The 24,113-nt window shown below is 45.0% G+C and carries 25 protein-coding genes and 1 tRNA gene; 21 read left to right on the top strand and 5 right to left on the bottom strand.

Annotation, left to right across the window (positions count from 1 at the left end):
- Nucleotides 1-731: 731 nt before the first annotated feature.
- The 3 genes from gntK to F4V51_RS28735 form a co-directional block, all read right to left on the bottom strand.
- A complete protein-coding gene (gene gntK / locus F4V51_RS28745) occupies nucleotides 732-2,279 on the bottom strand; it encodes a gluconokinase (RefSeq protein ID WP_153980507.1) in 1,548 nt (515 codons plus the stop codon).
- 63 nt (nucleotides 2,280-2,342) lie between these two features.
- Nucleotides 2,343-3,704: a GntP family permease gene (locus tag F4V51_RS28740; protein ID WP_153980506.1), complete on the bottom strand. Its 1,362-nt coding sequence runs from the start codon at nucleotides 3,702-3,704 to the stop codon at nucleotides 2,343-2,345.
- 211 nt (nucleotides 3,705-3,915) lie between these two features.
- Nucleotides 3,916-4,590: a GntR family transcriptional regulator gene (locus F4V51_RS28735; protein ID WP_153980505.1), complete on the bottom strand. Its 675-nt coding sequence runs from the start codon at nucleotides 4,588-4,590 to the stop codon at nucleotides 3,916-3,918.
- Between the two features lie 806 nt (nucleotides 4,591-5,396).
- Here F4V51_RS28735 and rpmH point away from each other — a divergent pair.
- The 12 genes from rpmH to F4V51_RS28675 all read left to right on the top strand — a co-directional run bounded on the left by rpmH (nucleotide 5,397) and on the right by F4V51_RS28675 (nucleotide 17,298).
- Nucleotides 5,397-5,531 carry a 50S ribosomal protein L34 gene (gene rpmH / locus F4V51_RS28730; protein ID WP_024629517.1) on the top strand — a complete coding sequence of 45 codons (135 nt, stop codon included), beginning with the start codon at nucleotides 5,397-5,399 and terminating at the stop codon, nucleotides 5,529-5,531.
- Between the two features lie 280 nt (nucleotides 5,532-5,811).
- Entirely contained in the window at nucleotides 5,812-6,162 is a 351-nt protein-coding gene (gene rnpA, locus F4V51_RS28725; protein ID WP_095293513.1) for a ribonuclease P protein component, read from the top strand.
- A 74-nt stretch (nucleotides 6,163-6,236) separates the two neighbouring features.
- Entirely contained in the window at nucleotides 6,237-7,115 is an 879-nt protein-coding gene (locus F4V51_RS28720; RefSeq protein ID WP_127537615.1) for a YidC/Oxa1 family membrane protein insertase, read from the top strand.
- Nucleotides 7,112-7,813: an RNA-binding cell elongation regulator Jag/EloR gene (gene jag / locus F4V51_RS28715; protein ID WP_153980504.1), complete on the top strand. Its 702-nt coding sequence runs from the start codon at nucleotides 7,112-7,114 to the stop codon at nucleotides 7,811-7,813. The genes F4V51_RS28720 and jag overlap by 4 nt, the downstream gene beginning before the upstream one ends.
- Before the next feature lie 148 nt (nucleotides 7,814-7,961).
- Nucleotides 7,962-9,338: a tRNA uridine-5-carboxymethylaminomethyl(34) synthesis GTPase MnmE gene (gene mnmE / locus F4V51_RS28710; protein WP_153980503.1), complete on the top strand. Its 1,377-nt coding sequence runs from the start codon at nucleotides 7,962-7,964 to the stop codon at nucleotides 9,336-9,338.
- A 215-nt stretch (nucleotides 9,339-9,553) separates the two neighbouring features.
- Nucleotides 9,554-11,443 (top strand): tRNA uridine-5-carboxymethylaminomethyl(34) synthesis enzyme MnmG, encoded by a 1,890-nt coding sequence (gene mnmG / locus F4V51_RS28705; protein ID WP_153980502.1) that lies wholly within the window; start codon nucleotides 9,554-9,556, stop codon nucleotides 11,441-11,443.
- On the top strand, nucleotides 11,443-12,168 hold the full coding sequence (gene rsmG / locus F4V51_RS28700; protein ID WP_153980501.1) for a 16S rRNA (guanine(527)-N(7))-methyltransferase RsmG: 726 nt from the start codon (nucleotides 11,443-11,445) through the stop codon (nucleotides 12,166-12,168). Before mnmG ends, rsmG begins: the two co-directional genes overlap by 1 nt.
- A 497-nt stretch (nucleotides 12,169-12,665) precedes the next feature.
- Nucleotides 12,666-13,484 carry a nucleoid occlusion protein gene (gene noc, locus F4V51_RS28695; protein ID WP_153980500.1) on the top strand — a complete coding sequence of 273 codons (819 nt, stop codon included), beginning with the start codon at nucleotides 12,666-12,668 and terminating at the stop codon, nucleotides 13,482-13,484.
- 189 nt (nucleotides 13,485-13,673) lie between these two features.
- Complete coding sequence (locus F4V51_RS28690) at nucleotides 13,674-14,435, top strand: ParA family protein (RefSeq protein ID WP_095293506.1); 762 nt, start codon at nucleotides 13,674-13,676, stop codon at nucleotides 14,433-14,435.
- Nucleotides 14,428-15,273, top strand: a complete 846-nt coding sequence (locus F4V51_RS28685) for a ParB/RepB/Spo0J family partition protein (RefSeq protein WP_095293505.1) — start codon at nucleotides 14,428-14,430, stop codon at nucleotides 15,271-15,273. The genes F4V51_RS28690 and F4V51_RS28685 overlap by 8 nt, the downstream gene beginning before the upstream one ends.
- 183 nt (nucleotides 15,274-15,456) lie before the next feature.
- Nucleotides 15,457-16,611: an aminotransferase class V-fold PLP-dependent enzyme gene (locus tag F4V51_RS28680; RefSeq protein WP_153980499.1), complete on the top strand. Its 1,155-nt coding sequence runs from the start codon at nucleotides 15,457-15,459 to the stop codon at nucleotides 16,609-16,611.
- Nucleotides 16,612-16,797: 186 nt separating this feature from the next.
- Nucleotides 16,798-17,298, top strand: coding sequence for a DUF4446 family protein (locus tag F4V51_RS28675; RefSeq protein WP_153980498.1), 501 nt, complete (start codon nucleotides 16,798-16,800; stop codon nucleotides 17,296-17,298).
- On the opposite strand, the gene yyaC is transcribed toward F4V51_RS28675, so the two are convergent.
- The gene (yyaC, locus tag F4V51_RS28670) at nucleotides 17,273-17,878 is read right to left on the bottom strand and encodes a spore protease YyaC (protein ID WP_095362187.1); all 606 of its coding nucleotides are present in this window, start codon (nucleotides 17,876-17,878) and stop codon (nucleotides 17,273-17,275) included. The genes F4V51_RS28675 and yyaC overlap by 26 nt on opposite strands.
- Before the next feature lie 162 nt (nucleotides 17,879-18,040).
- On the opposite strand from yyaC, the gene F4V51_RS28665 reads away from it, so the two are divergent.
- From F4V51_RS28665 to F4V51_RS28650, 4 genes are all read left to right on the top strand, one after another.
- On the top strand, nucleotides 18,041-18,292 hold the full coding sequence (locus tag F4V51_RS28665) for a putative Se/S carrier protein (protein ID WP_153980912.1): 252 nt from the start codon (nucleotides 18,041-18,043) through the stop codon (nucleotides 18,290-18,292).
- 15 nt (nucleotides 18,293-18,307) lie between these two features.
- Nucleotides 18,308-19,267, top strand: coding sequence for a mechanosensitive ion channel family protein (locus tag F4V51_RS28660; RefSeq protein ID WP_153980497.1), 960 nt, complete (start codon nucleotides 18,308-18,310; stop codon nucleotides 19,265-19,267).
- Nucleotides 19,257-19,466, top strand: coding sequence for a DUF951 domain-containing protein (locus tag F4V51_RS28655; protein ID WP_153980911.1), 210 nt, complete (start codon nucleotides 19,257-19,259; stop codon nucleotides 19,464-19,466). The genes F4V51_RS28660 and F4V51_RS28655 overlap by 11 nt, the downstream gene beginning before the upstream one ends.
- Nucleotides 19,467-19,568: 102 nt before the next feature.
- Nucleotides 19,569-19,659: transfer RNA gene (locus F4V51_RS28650), tRNA-Ser, on the top strand.
- A 400-nt stretch (nucleotides 19,660-20,059) separates the two neighbouring features.
- On the opposite strand, the gene F4V51_RS28645 is transcribed toward F4V51_RS28650, so the two are convergent.
- Nucleotides 20,060-20,254 (bottom strand): YjzC family protein, encoded by a 195-nt coding sequence (locus tag F4V51_RS28645; RefSeq protein ID WP_153980496.1) that lies wholly within the window; start codon nucleotides 20,252-20,254, stop codon nucleotides 20,060-20,062.
- A gap of 199 nt (nucleotides 20,255-20,453) precedes the next feature.
- On the opposite strand from F4V51_RS28645, the gene rpsF reads away from it, so the two are divergent.
- The 5 genes from rpsF (at nucleotide 20,454) to F4V51_RS28620 (ending at nucleotide 24,112) form a co-directional block, all read left to right on the top strand.
- A complete protein-coding gene (gene rpsF, locus F4V51_RS28640) occupies nucleotides 20,454-20,747 on the top strand; it encodes a 30S ribosomal protein S6 (protein WP_153980495.1) in 294 nt (97 codons plus the stop codon).
- Between the two features lie 48 nt (nucleotides 20,748-20,795).
- On the top strand, nucleotides 20,796-21,278 hold the full coding sequence (gene ssb / locus F4V51_RS28635) for a single-stranded DNA-binding protein (protein WP_128104227.1): 483 nt from the start codon (nucleotides 20,796-20,798) through the stop codon (nucleotides 21,276-21,278).
- Nucleotides 21,279-21,332: 54 nt separating this feature from the next.
- Nucleotides 21,333-21,605 (top strand): 30S ribosomal protein S18, encoded by a 273-nt coding sequence (gene rpsR, locus F4V51_RS28630; RefSeq protein WP_062327715.1) that lies wholly within the window; start codon nucleotides 21,333-21,335, stop codon nucleotides 21,603-21,605.
- A gap of 190 nt (nucleotides 21,606-21,795) precedes the next feature.
- Complete coding sequence (locus tag F4V51_RS28625; RefSeq protein ID WP_153980494.1) at nucleotides 21,796-22,386, top strand: M15 family metallopeptidase; 591 nt, start codon at nucleotides 21,796-21,798, stop codon at nucleotides 22,384-22,386.
- Between the two features lie 727 nt (nucleotides 22,387-23,113).
- On the top strand, nucleotides 23,114-24,112 hold the full coding sequence (locus F4V51_RS28620) for an ABC transporter ATP-binding protein (protein ID WP_095293497.1): 999 nt from the start codon (nucleotides 23,114-23,116) through the stop codon (nucleotides 24,110-24,112).
- Nucleotide 24,113: the final 1 nt, after the last annotated feature.

Here is a 24,113-nt window from a genome sequence, read left to right as displayed (position 1 = left end):
AAGTGTGGCTTAAGCCATGATGCAGTGTCGAAATACGAGATATATTGCCGGAATTTATCCCCAAACCCCCGCAGGTCGAAAACAAAAAAAGAATGAACAACGGAAAATTGTTCACAACTTTATCCACAGGCTGTTGATAATATTATGGGTCAGATCACATATTCACATCCAAAAGTAATACAATCATAGCAAAAGAAGCCCCGCATTTCAACGTATCGCGAGATTTTATCCACAAATTCAATAACTTGTGTATAATTTTTAATCACAACACAATATATTGTTTATAAATTGTTTAATTTTCGACAGGATGACCCAAAAAGCCAAAATGTTTTATACACAGGTTGTTCGTCGAAAATCGCTAAATTGTGTGTAAAACGACTCCTGAGTTGTGAATAACACATCTGTGGATAACCGCGAATTCAGAATGAGCGTTTTGGGGATCTGTTGAATTAGCCTCTTTAACCTCATTTGGGGTTGTATGTAACAAGTAGAGGTTCGCAGCAATGATAATAGAGGCGGACAGGCTGATTAATACTAAAAAGGGGCCGGTTGAAGCGCTGGCTGGATAGGATGAAGGAAGTCATACACTTCGGCGTAAATGCTGGATGGGAAGAATAGATTGAATCAAAAAAATGAATCAAATACATGGACAAAAAAGAGGTTGTTCCTTAAGGCCAGCGTGTGGTCTAAGTGAACAACCTCTTTTTTTGGTGATTACAATGAAGGAACCATTACTTGGTTCTTAAGGACAATTTGCGTTGGAATTCTGCAATATCCGCATATTCCTCTTCAAGTTTGCGCGAGATGCGAATGAAAATCGGGAGCAGTTCCCTGTAAATTGCCGCGTTTTCTCTAACAGGGGTATGTCTGTGCGTTGTCCCCACCATAGATGAGACGGCATGAAGTGACTTGATTCGCCCTGTAGCATACAGACCGAGGACGACGGCACCCAGACAGGAGCTTTCGAAGCTCTCGGGGACAACGACCTCCTGATTGAAAATATCGGACATCATCTGACGCCAGAGAGGGGAACGTGCGAATCCGCCGGTAGCCTGAATGGAGGTCGGTTGCCCGATCTGTTCTTCCATGGCCAGCAAGACCGTATACAGGTTGAAAATGACCCCTTCCAGGACAGCACGAATCATATGCTCTTTCTGATGATGGAGGGTTAACCCAAAGAAAGAACCACGGGCATCCGGATTCCATAATGGGGCACGCTCTCCTGATAAATAAGGATGGAACAGTAGTCCTTCAGAGCCTGGGCTGACTCGCTCAGCAATTTTGGTGAGGACGTCATATGAATTGATGCCGAGCCTTTTTGCTGTTTCCACTTCTGATGCTGCAAATTCGTCACGTACCCAGCGAAATAGCATGCCACCGTTATTCACAGGCCCACCCACGACCCAGAGGTCCTCCGTGAGGGCATAACAGAAGGTCCGTCCTTTGGGATCGGTAACAGGGCGATCAACGACCGTACGAATGGCACCACTGGTCCCAATGGTTGCTGCCACGACTCCAGGCTCGATGGCATTTACGCCGAGATTGGATAGCACTCCGTCACTTGCCCCGATCACAAAAGGAGTAGAGGGGGAAAGACCCATTTTCTCTGCACATTCGTTGTCCATTCCCTCTATTGTATATGTCGTAGGAACGAGCTTCGAAAGATGGTCAGGTGTGATTCCTGCAACCTCGAGCGCTTCCGTATCCCAATCCAGTTGTTCCAGGTTGAGAAGACCGGTGCAGGAGGCGATGGAATGATCCACGATATATTGTCCGAACAAACGGAAGAACAGATACTCTTTAATCGAAATGAACTTGGCTGTGCGCTGAAAAAGGTCTGGTTCATCATGGCGCAGCCACATGAGTTTGGTTAGGGGAGACATGGGATGGATCGGTGTGCCCGTGCGCAAATAGATCCGATGACCTTGCCCACTCTCCTGTAATTGGGCTGACCAGGCTGCACTGCGGTTATCCGCCCACGTGATGCAGCGAGTGAGCGGCTTATGGTCCGGGTCCATGGCAATCAGACTGTGCATGGCAGAGCTGCAGGACAAAAACATGATTTGTCCTGCACTTACACTGCTCTGATCCATGACTCCACGTACCGAGCGAATAGCTGCTTGTACAATTTCCTCGGGATCCTGCTCAGCTACATCAGGAGCAGGTGTATATAGAGGATATTCCTGAGTGGAAGTGCTCACAACCTCACCTTGCTCCGTAAATAATACGGATTTGGTGCTGGTGGTCCCGATATCCATGCCAATCATATATTTTTTCATTTGGTGTAATCCTTCTTTCCCTTGATACAGTAAAATTTATCTTCTAATAGATGCGATCTTGTCTTAGATTACGGTACTCAGCAGCAAAATAAAGATCAATCCGACAACGGATAGTAGTGTTTCCATAACGGTCCACGTTTTCAGTGTCTGGGAGACACTCATATTAAAGAACTCCTTAATCATCCAGAAGCCTGCGTCATTCACGTGGGACAAAACAAGTGATCCCGCACCAGTAGCAAGTACAACCAGTTCAATGTTGGCTCCTGGAGTCAGCGCAAGAACCGGAGCAACGATCCCCGCTGCCGTTGTCATAGCAACCGTTGCCGACCCTGTGGCTACACGAATCAATGCCGCAACGAGCCAAGCAAACAGGATGACGTTGATATTGGCGTGAGTGGCAACTTCTGCAATCGCATTGCCGACACCGCTATTAATCAAGACCTGTTTAAACGCACCGCCCCCACCAATAATGAGGATGATGGTCGCCGTAGGCGCCAGACATTCACTGGTGAAACGGGAAATGTCGTGTTTGGTAAATCCGCGTGCGAAGCCGAGCGAAAAGAGGGCAAACACAACAGATATCAACAGGGCAATAATCTCATGCCCGATAAACTCACAAAAGACTGTAAAGCTGCTTGTGGCATTGGGATCTACGATATTGGCAATGGAGCCGATTAGCATCAGGATGACTGGCAGCAAAATCGTAAACAGGGTAATGCCGAACCCTGGAAGATTGGTGTTTTTCTTCGTTGCGAACTGCTCTGCCAGCTCCGCTGGCGGTTCCGTGTGTATTCTTTTGCCGATAAACTTACCGAACAAGGGACCTGCGATAATCGCGGTCGGAATACCAACAATGAGGGAGTACAAAATAGTTTTCCCCAAATCCGCGTTGAATGCATCAATAGCGATCATAGGAGCGGGATGTGGTGGAACCAGACCATGTACAGTCGACAGACCGGCCAAAATCGGAATCCCGATCTGCAGAAGAGACATATTGGTTTTACGTGCAACGGTGAAAATGATTGGAATCAGCAGAATCACGCCAACTTCGAAGAAGACAGGGATACCTACGATAAACCCAACGATCATCATGGCCCAGTGCACACGTTTCACACCAAAGCGATCGACCAATGTGGTTGCAATGCGCTCGGCACCGCCTGATTCGGCCATCATTTTACCCAGCATCGTGCCAAGCCCGATGACAATGGCTATGGTTCCTAGCGTACCGCCGAGTCCACCTGTAATGGAAGAGATCACATCGGCGGGTTTCATACCGGCAAGCAGACCAAGCATTAAAGCGGATATTAAAAGGGTAACGAAGGGATTCCATTTATATTTGGAGATCAACACGATCAGAAATACGATCGCAATCAATGTCCACACCAACAATGTTGCATTATGGGATAGTCCAAAAAGAGTGCTCATGATGTATGCTCCTTTGTTTTGAATATAAACGCTTACAAGTGAATTTGCCGTCAGGGAAGTTTATCTCCCTTTAATATGCCCAAAAATTGAAACTAAATCGCATTTTGTATACTTGTCGACAACTTAGTTGACAATCCATCCAATTGGATGTGATTGCAGACGGTGGTCATTATTTAAACCAAAGTCGAAAAATATAAACTTTCTGACATGATCAGGAGTCGAAGCTCTCATGCAGGGTTTTGCCGGAATCCTGAAAGTACGTACGCACGCCGGCCTGAATGGATGCTTTGTCACCTGACTCTAGTGCTTCAATCAGCAATCGGTGTTTTTGAATTACAGCGCTTACTTTTGGATCGCCCTGATCAAACACCCTGCGGGTTGTTAGCAGCATAACCGTCATGACAACATAACGAATGCTTCTCCATAAATGTGAAATACGGGAATGCTTGGCTGCCTCAATGATGGTCTCATGGAAAGTCAGATCCTGAAAAGCAAACTCGACGGCATCCTGATGCCGACCTGCCAGCTCCATTTTGTCCATTATATTACGAAGTGAAGTAATCAATTGCTCGGGAACTGACCCAGCTAGTCGCTGCTGGACAAAGCTTTCAATTAGAAAACGGACGTCGTACAGCTCTTCAACATCCTTGATCTTCAATCCAAGGACAACCACACCCATCCGTTCAAGCCGAATCAGTCCTTCATTCGACAATGTTCTCAGGGCTTCGCGGACAGGTGAACGACTGCTGTCAAAATCAGCGGCAATTCGATTTTCAGACAAAATCTCTCCAGGACGCAGGGTTCCACTGATGATGCGCAGCCTTAATTCGCAGGCGATGGCTTCCCCACGGGAAGCTCCCTGCAGCCAGGAAGAAGGAAACAACATAATGGCTAACGCTCCTATTCAAGTAATCAGTTCTCTAGGTCCAGTACTCGGTAATCCATCTCAGGTGGACCTGTACACTGATCATAGCATAACCTTTTTGCAGTTTGCATGCTGCCTGATTAAGAAGCGAAAGTCCAAAACCTATTTTCCTAATACCGTTTTCAAAGAGCCGAAGATCAGTACTTTTGTAAATCAAAAAGAGTGTTAGGTAATGCGGATGTTCTCTTCATGAATACTTAAGTATACTTGTATACAAGATGATGATTTTTATCCTACACCTTTCTTGAAAGCTTGTAAACCTTCAGATTAAAGCGGATACATCAAATTTTAAACAAGGTCCAATATTCAATAAAATGTACTACATAAGTTAAGAAAATAATTAGAGAATTTGTCGCCTTCAGTAGAAAGAAAATAATGTATAAAAGGAAAGCTCCAATACGAATAAAACGTAGTAGAATTCGTTATCCACATGTGAATAACTTCTGGTTAATGAAGTGGATGGTGAGAGATGAGAGAGAGGTCCAAATTAGGGTGTGGATAACCGTTGGAGTGATGGATGAAGTGACAGCGCGAGGCTTGTTGGGGATAACTTTTTTCGCTTCAAAAATTATTTTATTCAAATCAAAATCTACTAAAGTGTTACGAGCTCTGAGGGGCAGGCTGGAAAGGGCTATAAAAAGAGGGAGAAGCTAAGTGGGTTAGAGTTGACTTTTCCAGGTGTACGTGGTTAAATGTATAAAGGTGTTTTCTGTGAAGATGAAAATGATTCATCACATAAGTATTTCCTTGTAAGGAGGTGCAATACATTGAGACCTACATTCAAACCGAACGTAAGCAAACGTAAAAAAGTTCATGGTTTCCGGAAAAGAATGAGCACGAGCAACGGCCGTAAAGTTTTGGCTGCACGTCGCCTGAAAGGCCGTAAAGTCCTGAGTGCTTAATGCATGAGAAGACCACCGAGGTGGTCTTTTTTTTCTTAAATGAGTCATTTCAGACTGGATGCTGATATAGATCGGGTCTGAATTGGCTGCGAAAAAGGGCGAAAGTGTCTATTTCTTTATTGAAGAAGGATCTAATCCGTCACGAAATTTTTAAAAAAGTTACCTTATATATAATGAAGTTGTCGTTAGAACAGTTTACCGTTATTCAAGAAAGCCTATACTAAATCAGTAATGAGGCCTCCGTCAATATGGATGGTGGAGAACAGCAAGGAGAAGCGCCGTGTATAAAAGACTGCGTTTGCGAAACCGGGCGGACTTTAGCCGCGTATACCGGTATGGGAAATCTTTTGCCAATCATCAATTTGTGGTGTATGGCTGCCGCCGTAAAGATACGGAGCAATTCCGGGTGGGTGTATCGTGCAGCAAGAAAATCGGAAACGCTGTCGTACGAAACCGGATGAGACGCATGATTAAGGAAATTATAAGGCACCATGAAAAAGAGATTGTCACACAGATGGACCTGATCTTCATTGTGAGAAAAGGTGCGCTGGACATGACCTATCAGGAAATGGAGAAAAGCCTGCTGCACGTTATGCGCAAAGCGGCTCTTCTTAAGCCTAACAAACGGTAAGCTTCGGTTTATTTGTCCTCCTAATTATGGTATGATTTACGGTGGAATGGAATGGTTAAGAGAGGGGTTATGAAGTGTCGCGATTGAAGACATCAAAGGGGAAGTGGATTCTCCTCATTGCAGTCATTGCAATGGTCACCGTACTAGCGGGGTGTACTCCGCAAGGCTCCGGGGTTACGACGGAAGATCTGAAAAACAGTGACTCATTCTGGCAAAGCAATGTTGTTTACTGGTTCTCACTGGCGCTCGATACATTCGCCAACTGGTTTAACGGTGAATATGGACTAGCTGTCCTAGTCATGGTGCTGATTGTGCGGACGTTGATTTTGCCACTAACAATGAAGCAGGTCCGCAGCTCCAAAGCCATGCAGGCAATTCAGCCGCAGTTGAAGGAGATTCAAGCCAAGTATAAAGATACACCTGAGAAAGTTCAGCAAGAAACGATGAAGTTGTTTCAGGAGAACAAAGTTAATCCGATGGCGGGTTGTCTACCACTTCTGATTCAGATGCCGATTTACATCGCACTTTATAACTCAATTTACGGTAACTCCAGTCTGAGAACACATGACTTCTTGTGGCTCCAGCTCGGAGCGCCGGATCACCTGTTTATACTGCCTGTGCTGGCTGCCATCACAACATTCGTACAAACATGGATGATGATGCGCATGAATCCTGCACAACAGGTTGGACCAATGCAGTTCATGCTGTGGGTTTACCCAATCTTGATTTTCGTAATGTCTTACCAGTTCCCGTCAGCGTTGCCGCTGTACTGGTTCTACAGTAACATCTACACGATCGTGCAAAACTATTTCCTTTACCGGAATAATGATAAAGTCGTGGCTGAAGTCAACGTGAAGCAGAATAGTTCCTCCAAAAATGGAGCTAAACGCAAAAACGGTGGCAAGGCAACCGTCTCTGGAAAAGGGTCGAAAGGGGCCAAAAAATCGAAATGACCAAAGTCATTACGTCAGGAAAAACCGTTGAAGATGCTGTAAACCAAGGATTGGCTGAGCTTGGCGTGAGCCGGGACAAGGTCGAGATACAAGTGTTAGAGCAGCCGTCAAAAGGATTCCTGGGTTTGATCGGGGTAAAGGCGGCGAAAGTTGAAGTAAAACTTCTGCCTGTGCCCGAAGCTGTACCACAGCGGGTCGAACCGGCCGCACATGTACCTCAGGTTGAAGCTAAGCTTGAGGATGTCGCAGCTAAAAATCCCTATGAGGAAGCGGCTGCTTTCTTAAAAGAAGTAGCAGCAGGTATGGGACTGGATGTTGAAGTGGATATCAAAAAGCAGCGGGATGGACATATCTTCAATATTGCCGGGGAGGATCTTGGCATGATTATTGGCAGACGTGGACAGACGCTGGATGCACTTCAATATCTAACGAACATTGTAGCTAACCGTTATTCGGAAAGTTTCGTTCGAATTGTACTGGACGCGGAGAATTTCCGCCAACGCCGCCGGAAGACACTTGAGGATCTGGCTGAACGTCTGGCTGGACAAGCGATCCGTTCTGGCAAGGAAGTGGTTCTGGAGCCGATGCCTCCACTCGAACGCAAGGTCATTCATGCGAAACTGCAAAACCACCCGCAGATTAAGACGTACAGTAAGGGCGAAGAGCCCAATCGGCGTGTGGTCATCATGACGAAATAACACGAAATTGAAGACGCAATGGCTTCCTGCCCGGTGCAGAAGCCATTGCTTTTTTCGTAGATAAGTATATTGGTAAGAACTCATAAAGTGAAATTTACATGTGGTCCGTAAGGACAACCATTTTAAAATAGAGCAGGGAGAGATAACGATGATCAGTGATACGATCACAGCGATATCCACGGCTGTTGGGGAAGCGGGCATAGCCGTTATCCGGGTCAGCGGTCCGGATGCAGTATCGGAGACGGAGAAAATTTTCCGCAGTAAAACCCCTTTGACCCAAGCCGCATCTCATACAGTTCACTACGGTCATATCATAGAACCTGGCAGTGGAGAGAACATTGAAGAAGTACTGGTTACGGTCATGCGGGCACCTCGTTCGTTTACGACAGAAGATGTGGTTGAGATTAGTGCTCATGGTGGAGTAGTCTCCGTGAAGCGGGTTCTGGATCTGCTGCTTCAGCTTAATATTCGCCTTGCGGAGCCGGGTGAGTTCACGAAGCGTGCTTTCCTGAATGGGCGGATCGATCTGTCACAGGCGGAAGGCGTTATGGATCTTATTCGTTCCAAATCGGATCGAGCATTCTCGGTAGCACTCAAACAAGTGGAGGGCAAACTTTCTTCCAAACTGCGTGATCTGAGACATACGTTGGTGGAAACACTGGCTCACATTGAAGTGAACATTGACTATCCCGAGCATGATGTAGAGTCTTTAACTGCTGATTTTATTAAAGAAAAATCCAGTCTGGTCATGACTGAAATTGATAAATTGCTGGTAACGGCAGAACAGGGCAAGATACTACGTGAAGGAATTACGACGGCAATTGTAGGGCGGCCAAACGTAGGGAAATCCTCTTTGCTGAATGCACTCGCTCAGGATAATCGGGCAATTGTAACGGATATTCCGGGAACAACACGTGACGTCATTGAGGAATTTGTAACGATTAATAACATTCCGCTCAAGCTGCTGGATACAGCCGGCATTCGGGAAACGATGGACGTTGTCGAGAGAATCGGGGTAGAACGTTCACGCTCCGCAGTAGCAGAGGCAGATCTGTTGTTGATGGTGATCAATGCGGCAGAACCATTACATGAGGATGAGATTGAATTACTGGAACAAATCCGCGGTAGACAATCAATTATCATTATGAATAAAATGGACTTAGCTCCGCAGGCTGACCGCGAGATTTTGCTTCGCTACATCCCGGAAGAGCGCCTTGTTCCGATGTCGGTGAAGGATGATCTGGGTGTTGATCGTCTGGAAGATGCCATTTCCACCTTGTTCTTCAGCGGTAAGCTGGAATCGGCTGACTTGACGTATGTCAGCAATGTGCGTCATATTGCTTTGCTCAAAAAGGCAAAACAGTCCTTGGTAGACGCATATGAAGCTGCTGAACAGCTCATTCCAATCGACATGATTCAGATTGATGTGCGTCTGGCATGGGAGCACCTTGGTGAGATTGTGGGCGATACGGCACATGATGCATTGATTGACCAGATTTTCTCCCAGTTCTGTCTAGGAAAGTAAAATGAACAAACATACTTCCTGTGAAAAGTAGTATGATAATGAAGTCCATTTCTTGTGAATGGTCAATATGGCAATGACGTCTGTAGGAATTACAGACTTGATGGCTTGATATAGATCGGAATGTCCCTGGCTGAATAGGGAGAGCATTCAAATTTTTTTACAATAGACCGTGGGCATGGAATTGAAACGTGCTGCGGCATAAGGAGGTAAACAGAATGGCTTTTGATGGCGGCAGCTATGATGTAATTGTCGTTGGTGCTGGACATGCGGGTGTGGAATCGGCACTGGCCGCAGCCCGTATGGGTTCCAAAACACTGATGATTACAATAAATCTGGATATGGTGGCCTTCATGCCTTGTAACCCATCCATTGGGGGACCGGCTAAAGGACATGTTGTGCGCGAAATTGATGCGCTTGGCGGTGAGATGGGACGGAATATCGATAAGACGTTTATTCAGATGAGAATGCTCAACACAGGGAAAGGTCCTGCAGTTCACGCTCTGCGGGCTCAGGCAGACAAATTCTCTTATCAGCACAAAATGAAAGAAACGATGGAGAACGAGCGCAACCTCACTATGCGTCAAGGCATGGTGGATCGCTTGATCGTCGAAGACGGGAAATGTGTGGGGGTAGTGACGCAGACGGGTACAGAGTACCGTGCTAAGGCTGTTGTTTTGACTACAGGCACATATCTGCGCGGTAAAGTCATTATGGGTGAATTGATGTACGAAAGCGGACCGAACAACCAACAGCCTTCACTCAAATTGTCTGAGCATCTGCGGGAACTTGGATTCGATCTGGTTCGTTTCAAAACAGGTACACCACCTCGTGTGCATAAGGATACAATTGATTTCAGCAAAACGGAAATTCAGCCTGGTGATGATGAGCCGAAGTTCTTTTCATATGAGACTGAGTCTTCGGAAAATGAGCAGCTGCCATGCTGGTTGACTTACACTTCAGTTGAAACGCATCAGATCATTAATGATAACCTGCATCGTGCACCGATGTTCTCAGGTGTCATTGAAGGTACGGGACCGCGTTACTGCCCATCCATTGAAGACAAAATTGTTCGTTTCAGCGATAAGCCGAAACATCAGATCTTCCTGGAGCCAGAAGGCAAAAATACATCCGAGTATTATGTACAAGGACTATCTACCAGCCTGCCGGAGGATGTTCAGCTTGCTGTCCTTCGCTCGATTCCCGGAATGGAAAAAGTGGAAATGATGCGTAATGGATACGCCATTGAATACGATGCGATGGTACCTACACAGCTCTGGCCTTCACTTGAAACCAAACGTCTGCCAGGTCTGTTCACGGCCGGACAAATCAATGGTACTTCCGGTTATGAAGAGGCCGCAGGACAGGGGATCATGGCTGGGATTAACGCTGCACGCAAAGTACAAGGCAAAGAGCCTGTTATTTTGGATCGTTCCCAAGGCTATATCGGCGTGTTAATTGATGATCTGGTGACTAAGGGAACAAACGAGCCATATCGTTTGCTCACATCACGTGCCGAGTATCGTTTGCTGCTTCGTCATGATAATGCAGATCTGCGTTTGACCGAAATTGGTCATGATATTGGTCTGGTTTCAGACGAGCGTTATGCTAAATTCCTCGACAAAAAAGCAAAAGTGGATGCAGAGGTTGAACGTCTAAAAGCGGCTAAAGCACGCCCTGCGGATGTGAATCCGAAGCTTGAAGAGTTTGGCTCGACTCCAATTCAGGATGGAAGCACACTGCTTACCCTATTGCGTCGTCCGGAAATTACGTATGACTGGGTTGAACAGGTTTCACCTTCTGAGGTAGAACTGACAGCAGATATGAAGGAACAAGTAGAGATTCAGATCAAATATGCGGGTTATATTGAGAAACAATTGATCCACGTGGAACGTTTGCAAAAGATGGAGAAAAAGAAAATTCCGGATACGATTGAGTACAATGATGTTCATGGTCTGGCTATGGAAGCGAAGCAAAAACTATCCACGATCCGTCCCATTTCAATTGGGCAGGCTTCCCGGATTGCTGGGGTAACTCCTGCAGACATTTCCATTCTGCTTGTCTACTTGGAGCATTATAACCGTGTAACCGCAGCAAGGGGACAATAATGGACGATATTCAACAGCAATTGCAGGTTCGACTGAAAGAGCATGGTTTGGAGCTGGATAAACGTCAGCTGGAACAGTTCGAACTGTATTTTCAGGAGCTGGTATCCTGGAATGAAAAGATGAACCTGACAGGGATAACGGAACGGGAACAGGTGTATACGAAGCATTTTTATGACTCGGTATCCCTGGCCTTCTACACGGATATGACCAAAGTGGAAAAGCTTGCTGATATTGGATCTGGGGCAGGCTTTCCCGGTATTCCGCTCAAGATATGCTTCCCACATATAAAGCTGACCATTATTGATTCACTCAACAAACGCATTGGCTTCCTGCAGCATGTCGTGGATACCCTGGGTCTAACTGAGGTTGAATTAATTCATGGCCGGGCAGAAGAGCTGGGGCGCAAAGAAGGATATCGGGACAGCTACGATCTGGTTACTGCCCGCGCAGTAGCTAAGCTGGCAGTGCTGAATGAATTCTGTTTGCCTTTCGTTCGAAAAGGTGGGATGTTTGCCGCAATGAAAGGCGGAGACCCTCGTGAAGAAATGAAGGAAGCAGAATTTAGCTTCAATCAGCTGAGAGGACGGGTAAAAGCCGTTCATCCATTCCAGCTGCCCGTGGAAGAGTCAGCGCGTCATATCATCTTGATACAGAAGTTTGATAAAACGCCTCACAAGTATCCTCGTAAACCGGGGACTCCACTCAAGACACCATTGGTACAGTAAATCAATGTTGGGTAAACCAATATACTTTGCTTACTTTATGGGCGATCGATTTATAAAATAATTAGTCGTGCATGTCGTAGTCAGACTAGAAAAATAAAAAGAGGATGTTTCACGTGAAACATCCTCTTTTTATTTTCAGATACATATTACAAAGCGAGTACTATTTCAAAATAAACTAATGAAAAAAAGGGCGAAAACGAGGGTAAAACCGACAAGATGCTCGGAGGAAAAGCAGGAAAATTAGGAGGGTTTAAAGAATAGGTTAGAATAGGATTATGATAGAAAAGATGATAGAATAGAAGTAGCCGATCCTGGGTATCAGAGATCATAGATTATATATAAATAGATTTGGCAAGAAGGATAGACATTTCATCAGAACGTGGATGTAGAAAGCAAAACTTATTCGAAGAACGACAACATATGAGGGGTCGCATATAGAATAGGAAGCACCTGCACTGCTGCGGGAGCTATTACGAAACTAGGTGGTAATATACGGAATGAAAGAACAATTTTCGAAGTTGTTTGGTTTGGCGGAGCGCAATAACGGAGATGAAGTGAAACAAATTCCGGTAGGTGAAATAGTAAGCAGCCCTTATCAACCTCGTACGATTTTTGACGATGATAAAATTGATGAGTTGTTGCAGACAATCAAAACCCATGGAGTCATTCAACCCATTGTTGTCCGTGTGCGGAATGGATCATATGAGATTATTGCCGGGGAACGTCGCTGGCGTGCGGTTCGAAAACTGGGACTAGAGCATATTCCAGCCATTGTGCGCGAATTTAATGACTCTCAGGCCGCTTCCATTGCCTTGATTGAGAACCTGCAGCGTGAAGGCCTCACGGCTATTGAAGAAGCGGTTGCATATCAAAAGTTGATTGATCTTCACCAATTGACGCAAGAGAGTCTTGCGCAGCGATTAGGCAAAAGCCAATCAACCATTGCCAATAAAATTCGGTTGTTACAACTCCCGGAAGGGATTAAGACTGCACTGATGGAACGGAAAATATCCGAGCGTCATGCAAGAGCTTTGCTTTCACTGGACTCGGAAGAACTGCAAATGAAATTGCTCAGCGAGATTATTGATAAAGAGCTGAACGTAAAACAAACCGAAGCAAGGGTTGCCTTTTACAAGGAAGCTTCCAAAATCAAAAAGTCCAAACGCATCTCATTTACCAAAGATGTCAGACTCGCGCTAAATACGATCCGTCAATCCATTGATATGGTATCTGGTTCTGGTATGGATATCAAAACAAAAGAAGCCGATCACGAAGATCATTATGAGATCGTCATTCATATTCCTAAACGCAAATAGTTGAAGCTTAAGGCGGCAATGGGGCCGCTTTTTCTGTCTATAGAGCTGGTTGAAGTCTGGTGTATTGAAGAACGTGCTTGAAGAACGGAACGGTAGTTGTTGTTTTTGTGGACGATAGCCACCTGCTTTTAGTTAACTGTATCTCACAACCTACAAGAAAAGACTCCTATTTTATTTGAGGTGAAGTAATTGTCTAAGATTATGGCCGTAGCAAATCAAAAGGGCGGTGTGGGGAAAACGACGACATCTGTTAACTTGGGTGCAGGACTGGCTTCACTCGGGAAAAGGGTACTGCTTGTCGATATTGACCCTCAGGGAAATACGACTAGTGGAGTCGGAATCAACAAAGCAGATGTGGCCAATTGTATATATGATGTCATCATTAATGAAGTACATCCTCAGGAAGCCATTGTGGAAACCCAAATTGAAGGGCTTCATATCATCCCTGCAACGATACAACTTGCCGGAGCCGAGATTGAGTTGGTATCCACCATATCACGTGAAGTTCGTTTGAAAAAATCACTCGCCATGGTGAAAAAAAACTATGATTACATACTGATCGATTGCCCACCATCTCTTGGCATGTTAACGATCAACTCGTTAACCGCTTCCGACTCGGTGATCATTCCGATCCAGTGTGAGTACTACGCACTTGAAGGGCTAAGCCAACTGCTTAACACGGTTCGCCTCGTGCAGAAACATTTGAATACCTCTCTGCAAATAGAGGGAGTGCTGCTCACCATGTTTGATGCCCGCACAAACCTGGGGATTCAGGTGATTGAAGAAGTGAAGAAGTATTTCCAACAAAAGGTATATCAAACGATTATTCCGCGTAATGTGCGACTTAGTGAAGCCCCTTCACATGGGCAGTCCATTATTACGTATGATCCCCGTTCACGAGGAGCAGAAGTGTATTTAGAGCTCGCAAAGGAAGTGATATCGTATGAGTAAGCGGCTCGGAAAAGGTCTGGATGCCCTCATTCCATCGCTTTCAATAAATGACGATGACAAGGTTGTAGAAATTCCAATCGCCCAGTTGCGGGCAAACCCTTATCAGCCACGGAAGGTATTTGATGAGGATGCGATTCATGAACTGGCAGAGTCCATACGTCAACACGGTGTGATACAGCCAATTATCGTACGTACTGTACTGAGAGGTTATGAGATTATTGCCGGGGAACGGCGATTTAGAGCTTCTCAATATTGCGGTAATGCAACAGTGCCTGCAGTCGTTCGCAATTTTAGTGATCAGCAGGTTATGGAAATTGCTCTGATTGAAAATTTGCAACGGGAAAATCTCAACGCAATGGAAGTGGCTGTAGCCTATCAAGGCCTGATGGATCAGTTCTCGCTGACACAGGAAGAGCTGTCTGTCAAAGTGGGAAAATCCCGTTCTCACATTGCAAACTTCTTGCGTTTGCTTTCGCTGCCGGAAGAAGTGAAAGACCATGTTTCACGTGGAACATTGTCCATGGGTCATGCACGCGCCATAGTTGGTGTGAAGGATCAGGATATGGTGAAACAGCTGGCCAAACAAACCATTGACCAACAATGGAGTGTACGTGAACTGGAAGAAGCGGTACAGCAGCTGGATCGTTCCAAGACGGGTGAAGCCAAGGCAAAATCCAAACTCAAGAAAAAGGACCCATTCATTGATACGGTGGAGGAATCCTTGCGCGAGCGTTTCAAAACAACAGTGAAGATAAAGCACAACAAAGATAAAGGCAAAATCGAGCTCAACTACTACAGCAAACAGGATCTGGAGCGATTGTTAGAACTGCTGCAATAGACAAACCTGTAGATTCACTTACAACACGCGGGGCTTTTCATCTGATGACATATCGCCTCTGTACGATGGAGAAACGATATGTCATTATTTTTTCTGTAAAGGTGTTGTTTTCTTATTCAGTAGTGGCGTTTATGATGGTTTTATCGTGGATTGCTCAATGAACAGGACAGAGGTGGTTGTGAGGTGAAGGAAGTCATTTATCTGGATCATGCGGCGACATCATGGCCTAAGCCGCCTGCTGTTGGTGAAGCCATGCTGCATGCCCTTGATGTCGCCGGAGCCAACCCGGGCAGAGGCAGCCATCGAATGGCTGTTCAAGCGAGCCGTGTACTTTTTGACACGAGGAAGGTACTATCCCGTCTTTTTGGTATAAGTAATGCCAATGATATTGCACTCGGTTCCAATACGACAGAAGCATTGAATCTTGCAATCCAGGGCCACTTGCGAGAAGGTGATCATGTCATTGCTACAATGGCGGAGCACAACTCGGTCAGGCGGCCTCTGGAATACATGCGGCGGATCCGAAATGTAGAAGTCGATTATGTACCTGTGAATGCTGCAGGTGATATTGATCTGGTTCAACTCGAACGTTTGTTTCGTCCAAACACGAGATTGGTTGTATGTACACATAGCTCCAACTTGCTTGGCAGCATTTTACCTATTGGCGAAATATCGCTGATTAGCCGTAAATATGGGGCGACATTTCTTGTAGATGCCGCTCAGAGTGCTGGCATTATGCCAGTCGATGTGCAACTGCTCGGTATCGATATGCTGGCGTTTCCAGGACATAAGGGTCTGCTTGGTCCACAGGGAACGGGAGGCCTCTATATTGCTCCGGAGCTTGATCTCGAACCGCTTCTCCATGGAGGAACAGGCAGTCAGTCTGAAGCCATTCAGCAGCCGCTCGTTCGTCCAGACCGATATGAGGCAGGAACTCCGAACACCGTAGGAATGGCAGGGCTGGCAGCCGGCGTGAAGCATGTGATGGAATTGACTCCTGAAGCAATTTATAAGCATGAGTGGGAACTGACGCAATATATGATGCAAGGGTTATCATCTGTAGCAGGGATTCGAATGCTTGGGCCAGAGCTTGGACAACCACGTACCGGGTTGGTATCCTTTACAGTAGAGGGATATGATTCTGCTCAGTTAGCTTTTCAACTGGACCGGCGTTATGGTATTGCGGTGCGTTCCGGTTTTCACTGTACACCTCTTGCTCATGAATCGGCCGGAACCACCTTGAGCGGAGCAGTCAGAGCCAGTGTAGGATATTCAACAACTAGCCAAGAGATAGATGCTCTAATTCATGCAGTAAACGAACTGACAATGCCGCGGTAACTACGATGATCGGTATGAGGGACTGCGGATTAGAGGGATATCTATTGAAATTGGAAAATAGTTGATTAATTACTATAGATAAAGGGTTTATTTATTAGGGGAAGGCCTAACGAATGTACGATCGCTCGTTGGCAAAAATGAATGGACAGGTTAATGAACAAACAAACAGAGGGGTAGTTGCACTACATGGCTGAATTAAACGAGCTGATTCTGGAACAGCTGCTATGGATTATTGGCGGAATGGCATTAATATTGGTAATCTTACTGATTGTAATTATTGCCCAAGGCGCAAAGTTACGCAAGTTCAAACGGAAATATGAAGCGATGATGGCTGGCAGCGGAGTAGAGGACCTGGAATCGTTGTTGATCAATCTGAAAATTCAGATGGACAGCATTGAGGACGAGCATAAATTGCAGACTAGTCAGATCCAGGCAGTCATGCAAAAACTGACCCGTATCCAGGGTAAAGTGGGCGTGAAACGTTATAATGCCTATGGTGAAAGAGGCAGTGATCTGAGTTTCTCCATGGCCATGATTAACGATAATAACGATGGGATGATCCTCACAGGGATCTATAATCGTGATGGTTCTTATGTGTATGCCAAACCTCTTAAAGGGGGAGAGTCATCTTATACACTATCCCCTGAAGAGAAGGAAGCCATTACTCTGGCACAGCAAGCAGAGTAGAGCGTGTATGCCATTCGCGAATGGCTGAGTATAGACTGCTCGCTATAATTTCAGACATGCGCATGACAAGACTAAGCCGTGTGTTTTGCAAAACAAAGTATTCCATAAAGCCGCCGACGTTAACGATACCTGTAAGATGGATATCGCCGACCGGCGGTAATTCTTTATTTACACCCGCACCAGGCTTGAGCGGCCCATTGACCACCTGAATACAGCCTACACTGGAGGATTGCCCGAGGCACGCGTCTATTCCTATTACATAGGGGTTATGGTGTGTATTTTGAATGGTGTTCAGGGTGTCCTGAAGATTCATTGCATGCACAGGTTCGTCCAATGTACCGTAGAGGTGAAATAGGGGGCTGTCCCACTTGGCAAGCGAAGAGCCTACCAGAGGACCAAGACAGTCTCCTGTAGAGCGATCTGTGCCGATGCAGACAATGACGACATTTTGCAAAGAGTGTGCCTTATAGAGATGAAACATTAAACGATGTATAATGGCGGAGTGTATGCCTGGGTCGGTATGTGGTATCTTCAAACTGGTCATATCTTGGGATGAATAAGAACGCGAATTGGGATTCATAGGATCTATCCTTTCCCCTTGAGAATGGTAGTAACAGTATATGGAAGGATAGAGGGTTTTATACTTCGCAAGGACAAGCTTTTTCCTAAAGGTTTACACCGAGAGAGAACAACCCATGGATGATGCTTGGAAATCGGAAAGGAGCCGGACATGGACGAGTGGATGGATGATTGGATGCTGATTGCCTTTGATTCTACCCAGCAGGCTTTGCGGGCGGAAATGCTGCTAGAATTTGCCGAGATTGAAATTGATTTATTTCCTACCCCGAAAGAGATTACGGCAGGCTGTGCACTCTGTATACAGTTTCCAAAAGAAGATCTGGCAAGAGTGCAGCAGATCATTCGGAACGAGTTTGTAGAGATCCGGGGCCTCTATTTTAAAACCGAAGACAGCTATGATAACATACCCTTGTAGAGGAGGTCGGAATTGATGCTGCCTTTTAAATTTTTTGCTGCAGCTCCTGCTAACAACGCGGAAGAGCCTACTGCCTTAGAAGAAACCGTAAAAAGTGCTGTCAGCTGGACTGATAAGTTATGGAATTCCGTTACCGATGCGGATATGTGGTTAAACATTCTGTTCAGCTCGATTCGCATTGTTATTATTTTTATTATCACCCGTATCGTAATCAAAATTGTGTACCGCATTATTGATCGCAGCCTGGAACGGAAGCAGGAAGGCAAAGTCCGCGTAAACCCGCGCAGGTTTGTCACGGTAGGTGAGTTGCTCAAAAATGCGACCTCCATAACATGTAATTTCATTATGATTCTGTTACTGTTATCAGAGATCAACATACAAGTCGGACCGCTACTGGCCAGTGCAGGTGTGCTTGGACTTGCCATCGGTTTTGGTGCACAGGGACTGGTGAAGGATGTTATTACGGGTTTCTTCATTATATTAGAGGACCAGTTCGCTGTAGGGGACGTTATTCAGACAGGTACCTACAAAGGAACCGTTGAAGTCATCGGCTTGAGAACCACCAAGCTGGTTAGCTGGCAAGGTGAAGTTCATATTATTCCGAATGGTACGATTGCCAGTGTGACAAACTTCTCCATGTCCAATTCGCTTGCTGTGGTGGATATTCCGATGAAGGGTGATCAAACCCTGGATGAATCTGTTCACTTGGTCAAACAGGCTCTGGTTGGAATTGAAGACCGGGATCTCAATATAGTAAAAGTTCCGGATGTGCTCGGCATTCAATCGATGACCACTTCAGAGTATGTCGTTCGGATTGTTGCAGAGTGTATGCCAAACTCCAGAGGCTCTGTAGAGCGTCAAATTCAGAGTGATGTTAAGAAAACGATGGAGTATCATGAGATGGGTAAGCTCGCAGCATTGGAACAGGCAGCCGGGCAGGAGAAGGATGAAGGGGATGGTACTGGTGGAGCGTAAGAGTTTCCAGCTTGGAGACATTGTACAGATGAAGAAGCAGCATCCCTGTGGAAGTAATGAGATGGAGATTATTCGGATGGGGATGGATATTCGAATCAAATGTGTAGGCTGTAAACACAGCGTACTCATTCCAAGAGCGAAGTTTGAGAAAAACATGAAAAAAGTTCTTCGCTCGGCAGAGGATACTGCAGAATCTTAAAAGCAAGCCAGTAGTAAAATGCATACCGTTATAACGGTTTCATGCATGCGCAGCACAGGTATTGCGTTCTGTAATTGATCATGCTATAATCAGTATTGCTGCGGAAAGGTACCCAAGAGGCCCAAGGGGGCTGACTCGAAATCAGCTAGGCGTGTCACAGCGTGCGTGGGTTCGAATCCCACCCTTTCCGCCACTTACAGCATTTATGCAATGGCATTTCAATGAACTCAGTTATATGGAATAAATATAAAGCGATCAGACCTTCCTTGAATGGAAGGTTTTTATTTGTTTTAACCAAAAAAAGTCTACGACATAAAACAAAAGAGCCCCGAAGGGCTCCTTGTAGGCGATACATCGGTTAGTGTAGGAAACAATCTGTCGTAAGATCAGAAACCTGGCGTACTGCTCATGCAATACTCGTGCTCAGACGAAGGGCCTTACACACTACCACTTGCTTCTTAGATTACGTGATGAATCTCCAACATTACACGATCGGCTGCGTTGTCCAACGGAACCACACCTCTCTCGTGTACCGCCTGATTGTATTATGTGCATTTCGGTGTGTTATATACATGCTGCTTAAAATAATTTTTTTAGTGAACACGAGCCTTCGTCAGCTTTTTCCATTTGCGATCCTGGTTGCTGGTCTCAGGGAAGGGCTCCCCTTTTTTCAGAGTTACTCTTTTGGGATTTTGGATTTCGGTATGGAAGCTTCTTTCCCCAACTTCCGTGTATTCACCGTCATTGGGAGCTTTATCTCCTGGTTCAAATTCTGTACGTTCACCCATGCCACGACCTCCTTAGATATTTGCTTATTAATGCCTTCCTAGTGTGCTCCATAAATGAAATGAACATGTGCCAATAAGAACAGGGAACGTTTGCTTGCATTGGTGCCGGATATTTGTTATATTAATATGGTTCGAGTTTGTGCTCGATCCTTGCTCTCAACCTGGATTGAGGGCCAAAGTCCATAAGGAGGTGAAAATTATGCGCAAATATGAAGTGATGTACATTATTCGTCCTGACGTTGAGCAAGAAGTTGTTCAAGCTACAGTCGATAAATTCCAAGGCATCATCTCCAACGGCGGTGGTGAGGTTACAGCTCACGACGTTATGGGTAAACGCCGTCTTGCGTATGAGATCAAGAAATTCCGTGATGGTGTTTACGTTCTGGTAAACTTCACTGCTGAACCAGCAGTAGTTACTGAGCTTGAGCGTCTCATGAAGATTTCTGACGAAGTAATTCGTTATCTCATTACGAACGATGTTAAGTCTGCCTAAGACAACTCGTGATTATCGCACCAATACGCTCTGAAGGAGGGGATTACATTGTTGAACCGTGTCATTCTGATCGGCCGGTTAACCCGGGATCCTGAGTTGCGTTACACTCCAGCAGGAGTTGCAGTTACGCAATTTACTTTGGCGGTGGACAGACCGTTTACAAGCCAAGGGGGAGAGCGGGAAGCGGATTTCATTCCGGTCGTAACCTGGAGACAGCTTGCTGAGACTTGTGCAAACTATTTGCGCAAAGGACGCCTAGCTGCAGTCGAAGGACGCATTCAAGTACGGAACTACGAGAATAACGAAGGTAAACGTGTATACGTGACCGAAGTCATTGCCGATAATGTCCGTTTCTTGGAGTCAGCTAACCGTGATAATAACGGTGGCGGCGGTGGGCAACCGATGCGTGAAGAGCCTTCTTATGGAGGCGGCGGACGCGCGAACAATAACAATTCGCGTAGCAACAATCAGGATCCTTTTTCCGATGACGGAAAACCGATTGATATATCGGATGATGATTTGCCATTTTAACGTGAACCAACACTCTAGAGTGAGTGGTTTAACGATAGGAAAGGACTGAAAAGCATGAGCTTCAAGCAAAGAGAAGGCGGAGACAACGATAAAAGACCGGCTCGCCGTGGCGGCCGTAACAAACGTCGTAAAGTGTGCTTCTTCACAGCTAACAAAATTACTCACATCGATTATAAAGATACGGACTTGCTTCGTAAATTTATCAGCGAACGTGGAAAAATTTTGCCACGCCGTGTAACAGGTACTAGCGCTAAATATCAACGCATGCTGACGATCGCGATCAAACGCTCCCGTCAAATCGCATTGCTGCCATACACAACTGAGTAGTATTACTCAGCTTGCATACGAAGCAGCCGGCTTATAGCCGGCTGCTTTTTTATGTTTTGAAACGAACGAGAACCTGAGCGAATGATCGTGGAGAAGTAATTGGGATGCAAATCATTTATAATAGAATAGATTATGTTTGAGTAAGTGATGAATATTCCATTTATAACAGATCAAGACATCAGGAGTGCATATGAAGAAAATCAAGAAAAAAGAGCAGCGGAAGCAAAAGAAAAGTTTACGTTTTTGGCTAATAGCTACGCTGCTAATTTCCGTTTTATACGTATGGCTGCAGCAAAAAGAGGATACTTACGAAATTTGGCCAGATTATACTAGAGAAGCTGCGCCCATCACAGGTCTCCATCCCGTCGTGGCAGAGAGTGAGCAGTTACTGGTACGCAAAGCAGCCCGGCGTGGTATAGATATCGTTATCACCCATGGTTATCGAAGTATAGAAGAGCAGGATGAGCTGTTTAATCAAGGCCGCTCGACCACTGGGAATATCGTTACGAATGCCAGAGGCGGGGAATCATATCATAATTACGGACTGGCTATTGATTTCGCACTTCGGACCCCAGATGGTGATGTAGTATGGGATATGGAGCGCGATGATAACGGCAATGGACAAGCAGACTGGATGGAGGTTGTCGATCTGGCCAAGGAGTTAGGATTTACATGGGGAGGCGACTGGGCTAACTTTCCGGATTATCCTCATCTGCAGATGGATTTTGGCTTAAGCATCAATGAGTTGAAGCGTGGCAAACGCCCGCCGGATTCACCATAAAGCCTATAATTAAAATACAACATGATGCATAAATATCGGAAAAGCCTTGCATTTTGCAGGGCTTTTTTCATTCTTTTGTAAAAAAAATGATAAAAGATTACAATTAGTCCTTTACAGCAGCAAATAAATAAAACTATACTAGAATAACTAGAATTTTAACACAGACTTAATGAATAGCATAAAAATAATCGCATAGGCATAAATTTGCTAAAAAGACAGCTGACATAGAGGAAACAAATTAAAGCGAATATTTGCCACAAACCTAACATATATATTCTAAAATTAAATTGATTCGACATGTAAGTACATAATAAACGTAAGGTACATGTTATATATTTAATATTCATACTCTCCTAATTCAGAACCTCACTCGAAAAAAGTCGAAATAATATCGAAATCCCCCTTGATAAGTACCTTAAAAATATAACTAATACCCAAAACTATGATATAAAAAACATTTATACCAAAAATCTCAAAATAATTATTGACGTCACCTAAATTTACACGTATGATTACATTAATTATTTTGCTATATAATTCCGCTAGGATTTATCAACATTAATTGACCAATGGTCTAAATAGCAATATCGAAACTCGTTTCTCCTAATGGATTAGTATTTTGTATAAACTTTTGTTCGTCTTCTTCAAGAACATGGAAATATACAGTGGATGCATTCTTATATATATGAATACAGTCTGCGGAAATTTTGGGGTTAGGGTGATTGATTTGAACACAGAGCTATTGGAAGTCAGAAATCTAACTACATCATTCAGAATTGAAGATGACTATTATGCAGCAGTTGATCACGTTAACCTTACGGTTAAGAAAAACGAAGTACTAGCGATTGTTGGAGAATCAGGATCAGGCAAAAGTGCGTTCGCATTTTCAATTATGGGTCTTCACAACAAAGCCAAAATTGATGGCCAGATTCTATATAAAGGACAGGATATTGCGAATATCTCTCCTAACAAATTAAACAAGCTCCGCGGTAAAGAGATGGGAATGATCTTTCAGGACCCACTTTCCGCATTAAATCCTCTGATGATTATTGGTGACCAGATCGATGAGATTCTGACACTACATCAACCTAAAATGTCTTCTAAAGAAAAGAAAGACAAGGTTATTGATCTGCTTAACCAAGTAGGGATTCCACGTCCCGAACAGATATACAAGCAGTATCCCCACGAACTATCTGGCGGTATGAGGCAGCGTGTTGTTATTGCAATTGCCATTGCAAATAAACCTGAACTGCTCATTGCCGATGAGCCTACAACAGCACTTGACGTTACGATTCAACTTCAGATTCTTGAACTTATCCGAGATTTGAAGAACGAGATCAATGCTGGCATCATCCTGATTACACATGATCTTGGGGTGGTTGCTGAGATGGCGGATCGAGTTGCAGTAATGTACGCGGGTGAAATCGTTGAGATTGCAGATATCTACACGCTAATGAACAATGCAAAGCATCCATACACAAGATCTCTATTGAACTCTATTCCTACGATTACCGAAGAAAAATCGAAGCTGCATGTCATTCAAGGTATTGTACCTTCATTAAAAAATCTTCCTCGCAAAGGGTGCCGATTCAAGGCCCGAATCCCGTGGATCAGTGATTCGGCCCATGAAGAGAACCCGCAGATGCATGAAATTGCTCCAGGTCACTTTGTACGCTGCACCTGTTACCAGCACTTTCATTTCCCTGATCAAGCTGAGGAGGAATAAC

This window comes from Paenibacillus xylanilyticus (genome assembly GCF_009664365.1).
In the GTDB taxonomy this organism is placed as follows: Bacteria; Bacillota; Bacilli; order Paenibacillales; family Paenibacillaceae; genus Paenibacillus; species Paenibacillus xylanilyticus_A.
This window is presented reverse-complemented; position numbering and strand designations above follow the sequence as displayed.

Coding starts and splice junctions, on each gene's coding strand:
- gntK (WP_153980507.1), bottom strand. CDS start 2,279: ATGAAAAAATATATGATTGGCATGGATATCGGGACCACCAGCACCAAA.
- F4V51_RS28740 (WP_153980506.1), bottom strand. CDS start 3,704: ATGAGCACTCTTTTTGGACTATCCCATAATGCAACATTGTTGGTGTGG.
- F4V51_RS28735 (WP_153980505.1), bottom strand. CDS start 4,590: ATGTTGTTTCCTTCTTCCTGGCTGCAGGGAGCTTCCCGTGGGGAAGCC.
- jag (WP_153980504.1), top strand. CDS start 7,112: ATGACCAAAGTCATTACGTCAGGAAAAACCGTTGAAGATGCTGTAAAC.
- mnmE (WP_153980503.1), top strand. CDS start 7,962: ATGATCAGTGATACGATCACAGCGATATCCACGGCTGTTGGGGAAGCG.
- mnmG (WP_153980502.1), top strand. CDS start 9,554: ATGGCTTTTGATGGCGGCAGCTATGATGTAATTGTCGTTGGTGCTGGA.
- rsmG (WP_153980501.1), top strand. CDS start 11,443: ATGGACGATATTCAACAGCAATTGCAGGTTCGACTGAAAGAGCATGGT.
- noc (WP_153980500.1), top strand. CDS start 12,666: ATGAAAGAACAATTTTCGAAGTTGTTTGGTTTGGCGGAGCGCAATAAC.
- F4V51_RS28685 (WP_095293505.1), top strand. CDS start 14,428: ATGAGTAAGCGGCTCGGAAAAGGTCTGGATGCCCTCATTCCATCGCTT.
- F4V51_RS28675 (WP_153980498.1), top strand. CDS start 16,798: ATGGCTGAATTAAACGAGCTGATTCTGGAACAGCTGCTATGGATTATT.
- yyaC (WP_095362187.1), bottom strand. CDS start 17,878: ATGAATCCCAATTCGCGTTCTTATTCATCCCAAGATATGACCAGTTTG.
- F4V51_RS28665 (WP_153980912.1), top strand. CDS start 18,041: ATGGATGATTGGATGCTGATTGCCTTTGATTCTACCCAGCAGGCTTTG.
- F4V51_RS28660 (WP_153980497.1), top strand. CDS start 18,308: ATGCTGCCTTTTAAATTTTTTGCTGCAGCTCCTGCTAACAACGCGGAA.
- F4V51_RS28645 (WP_153980496.1), bottom strand. CDS start 20,254: ATGGGTGAACGTACAGAATTTGAACCAGGAGATAAAGCTCCCAATGAC.
- rpsF (WP_153980495.1), top strand. CDS start 20,454: ATGCGCAAATATGAAGTGATGTACATTATTCGTCCTGACGTTGAGCAA.
- rpsR (WP_062327715.1), top strand. CDS start 21,333: ATGAGCTTCAAGCAAAGAGAAGGCGGAGACAACGATAAAAGACCGGCT.
- F4V51_RS28625 (WP_153980494.1), top strand. CDS start 21,796: ATGAAGAAAATCAAGAAAAAAGAGCAGCGGAAGCAAAAGAAAAGTTTA.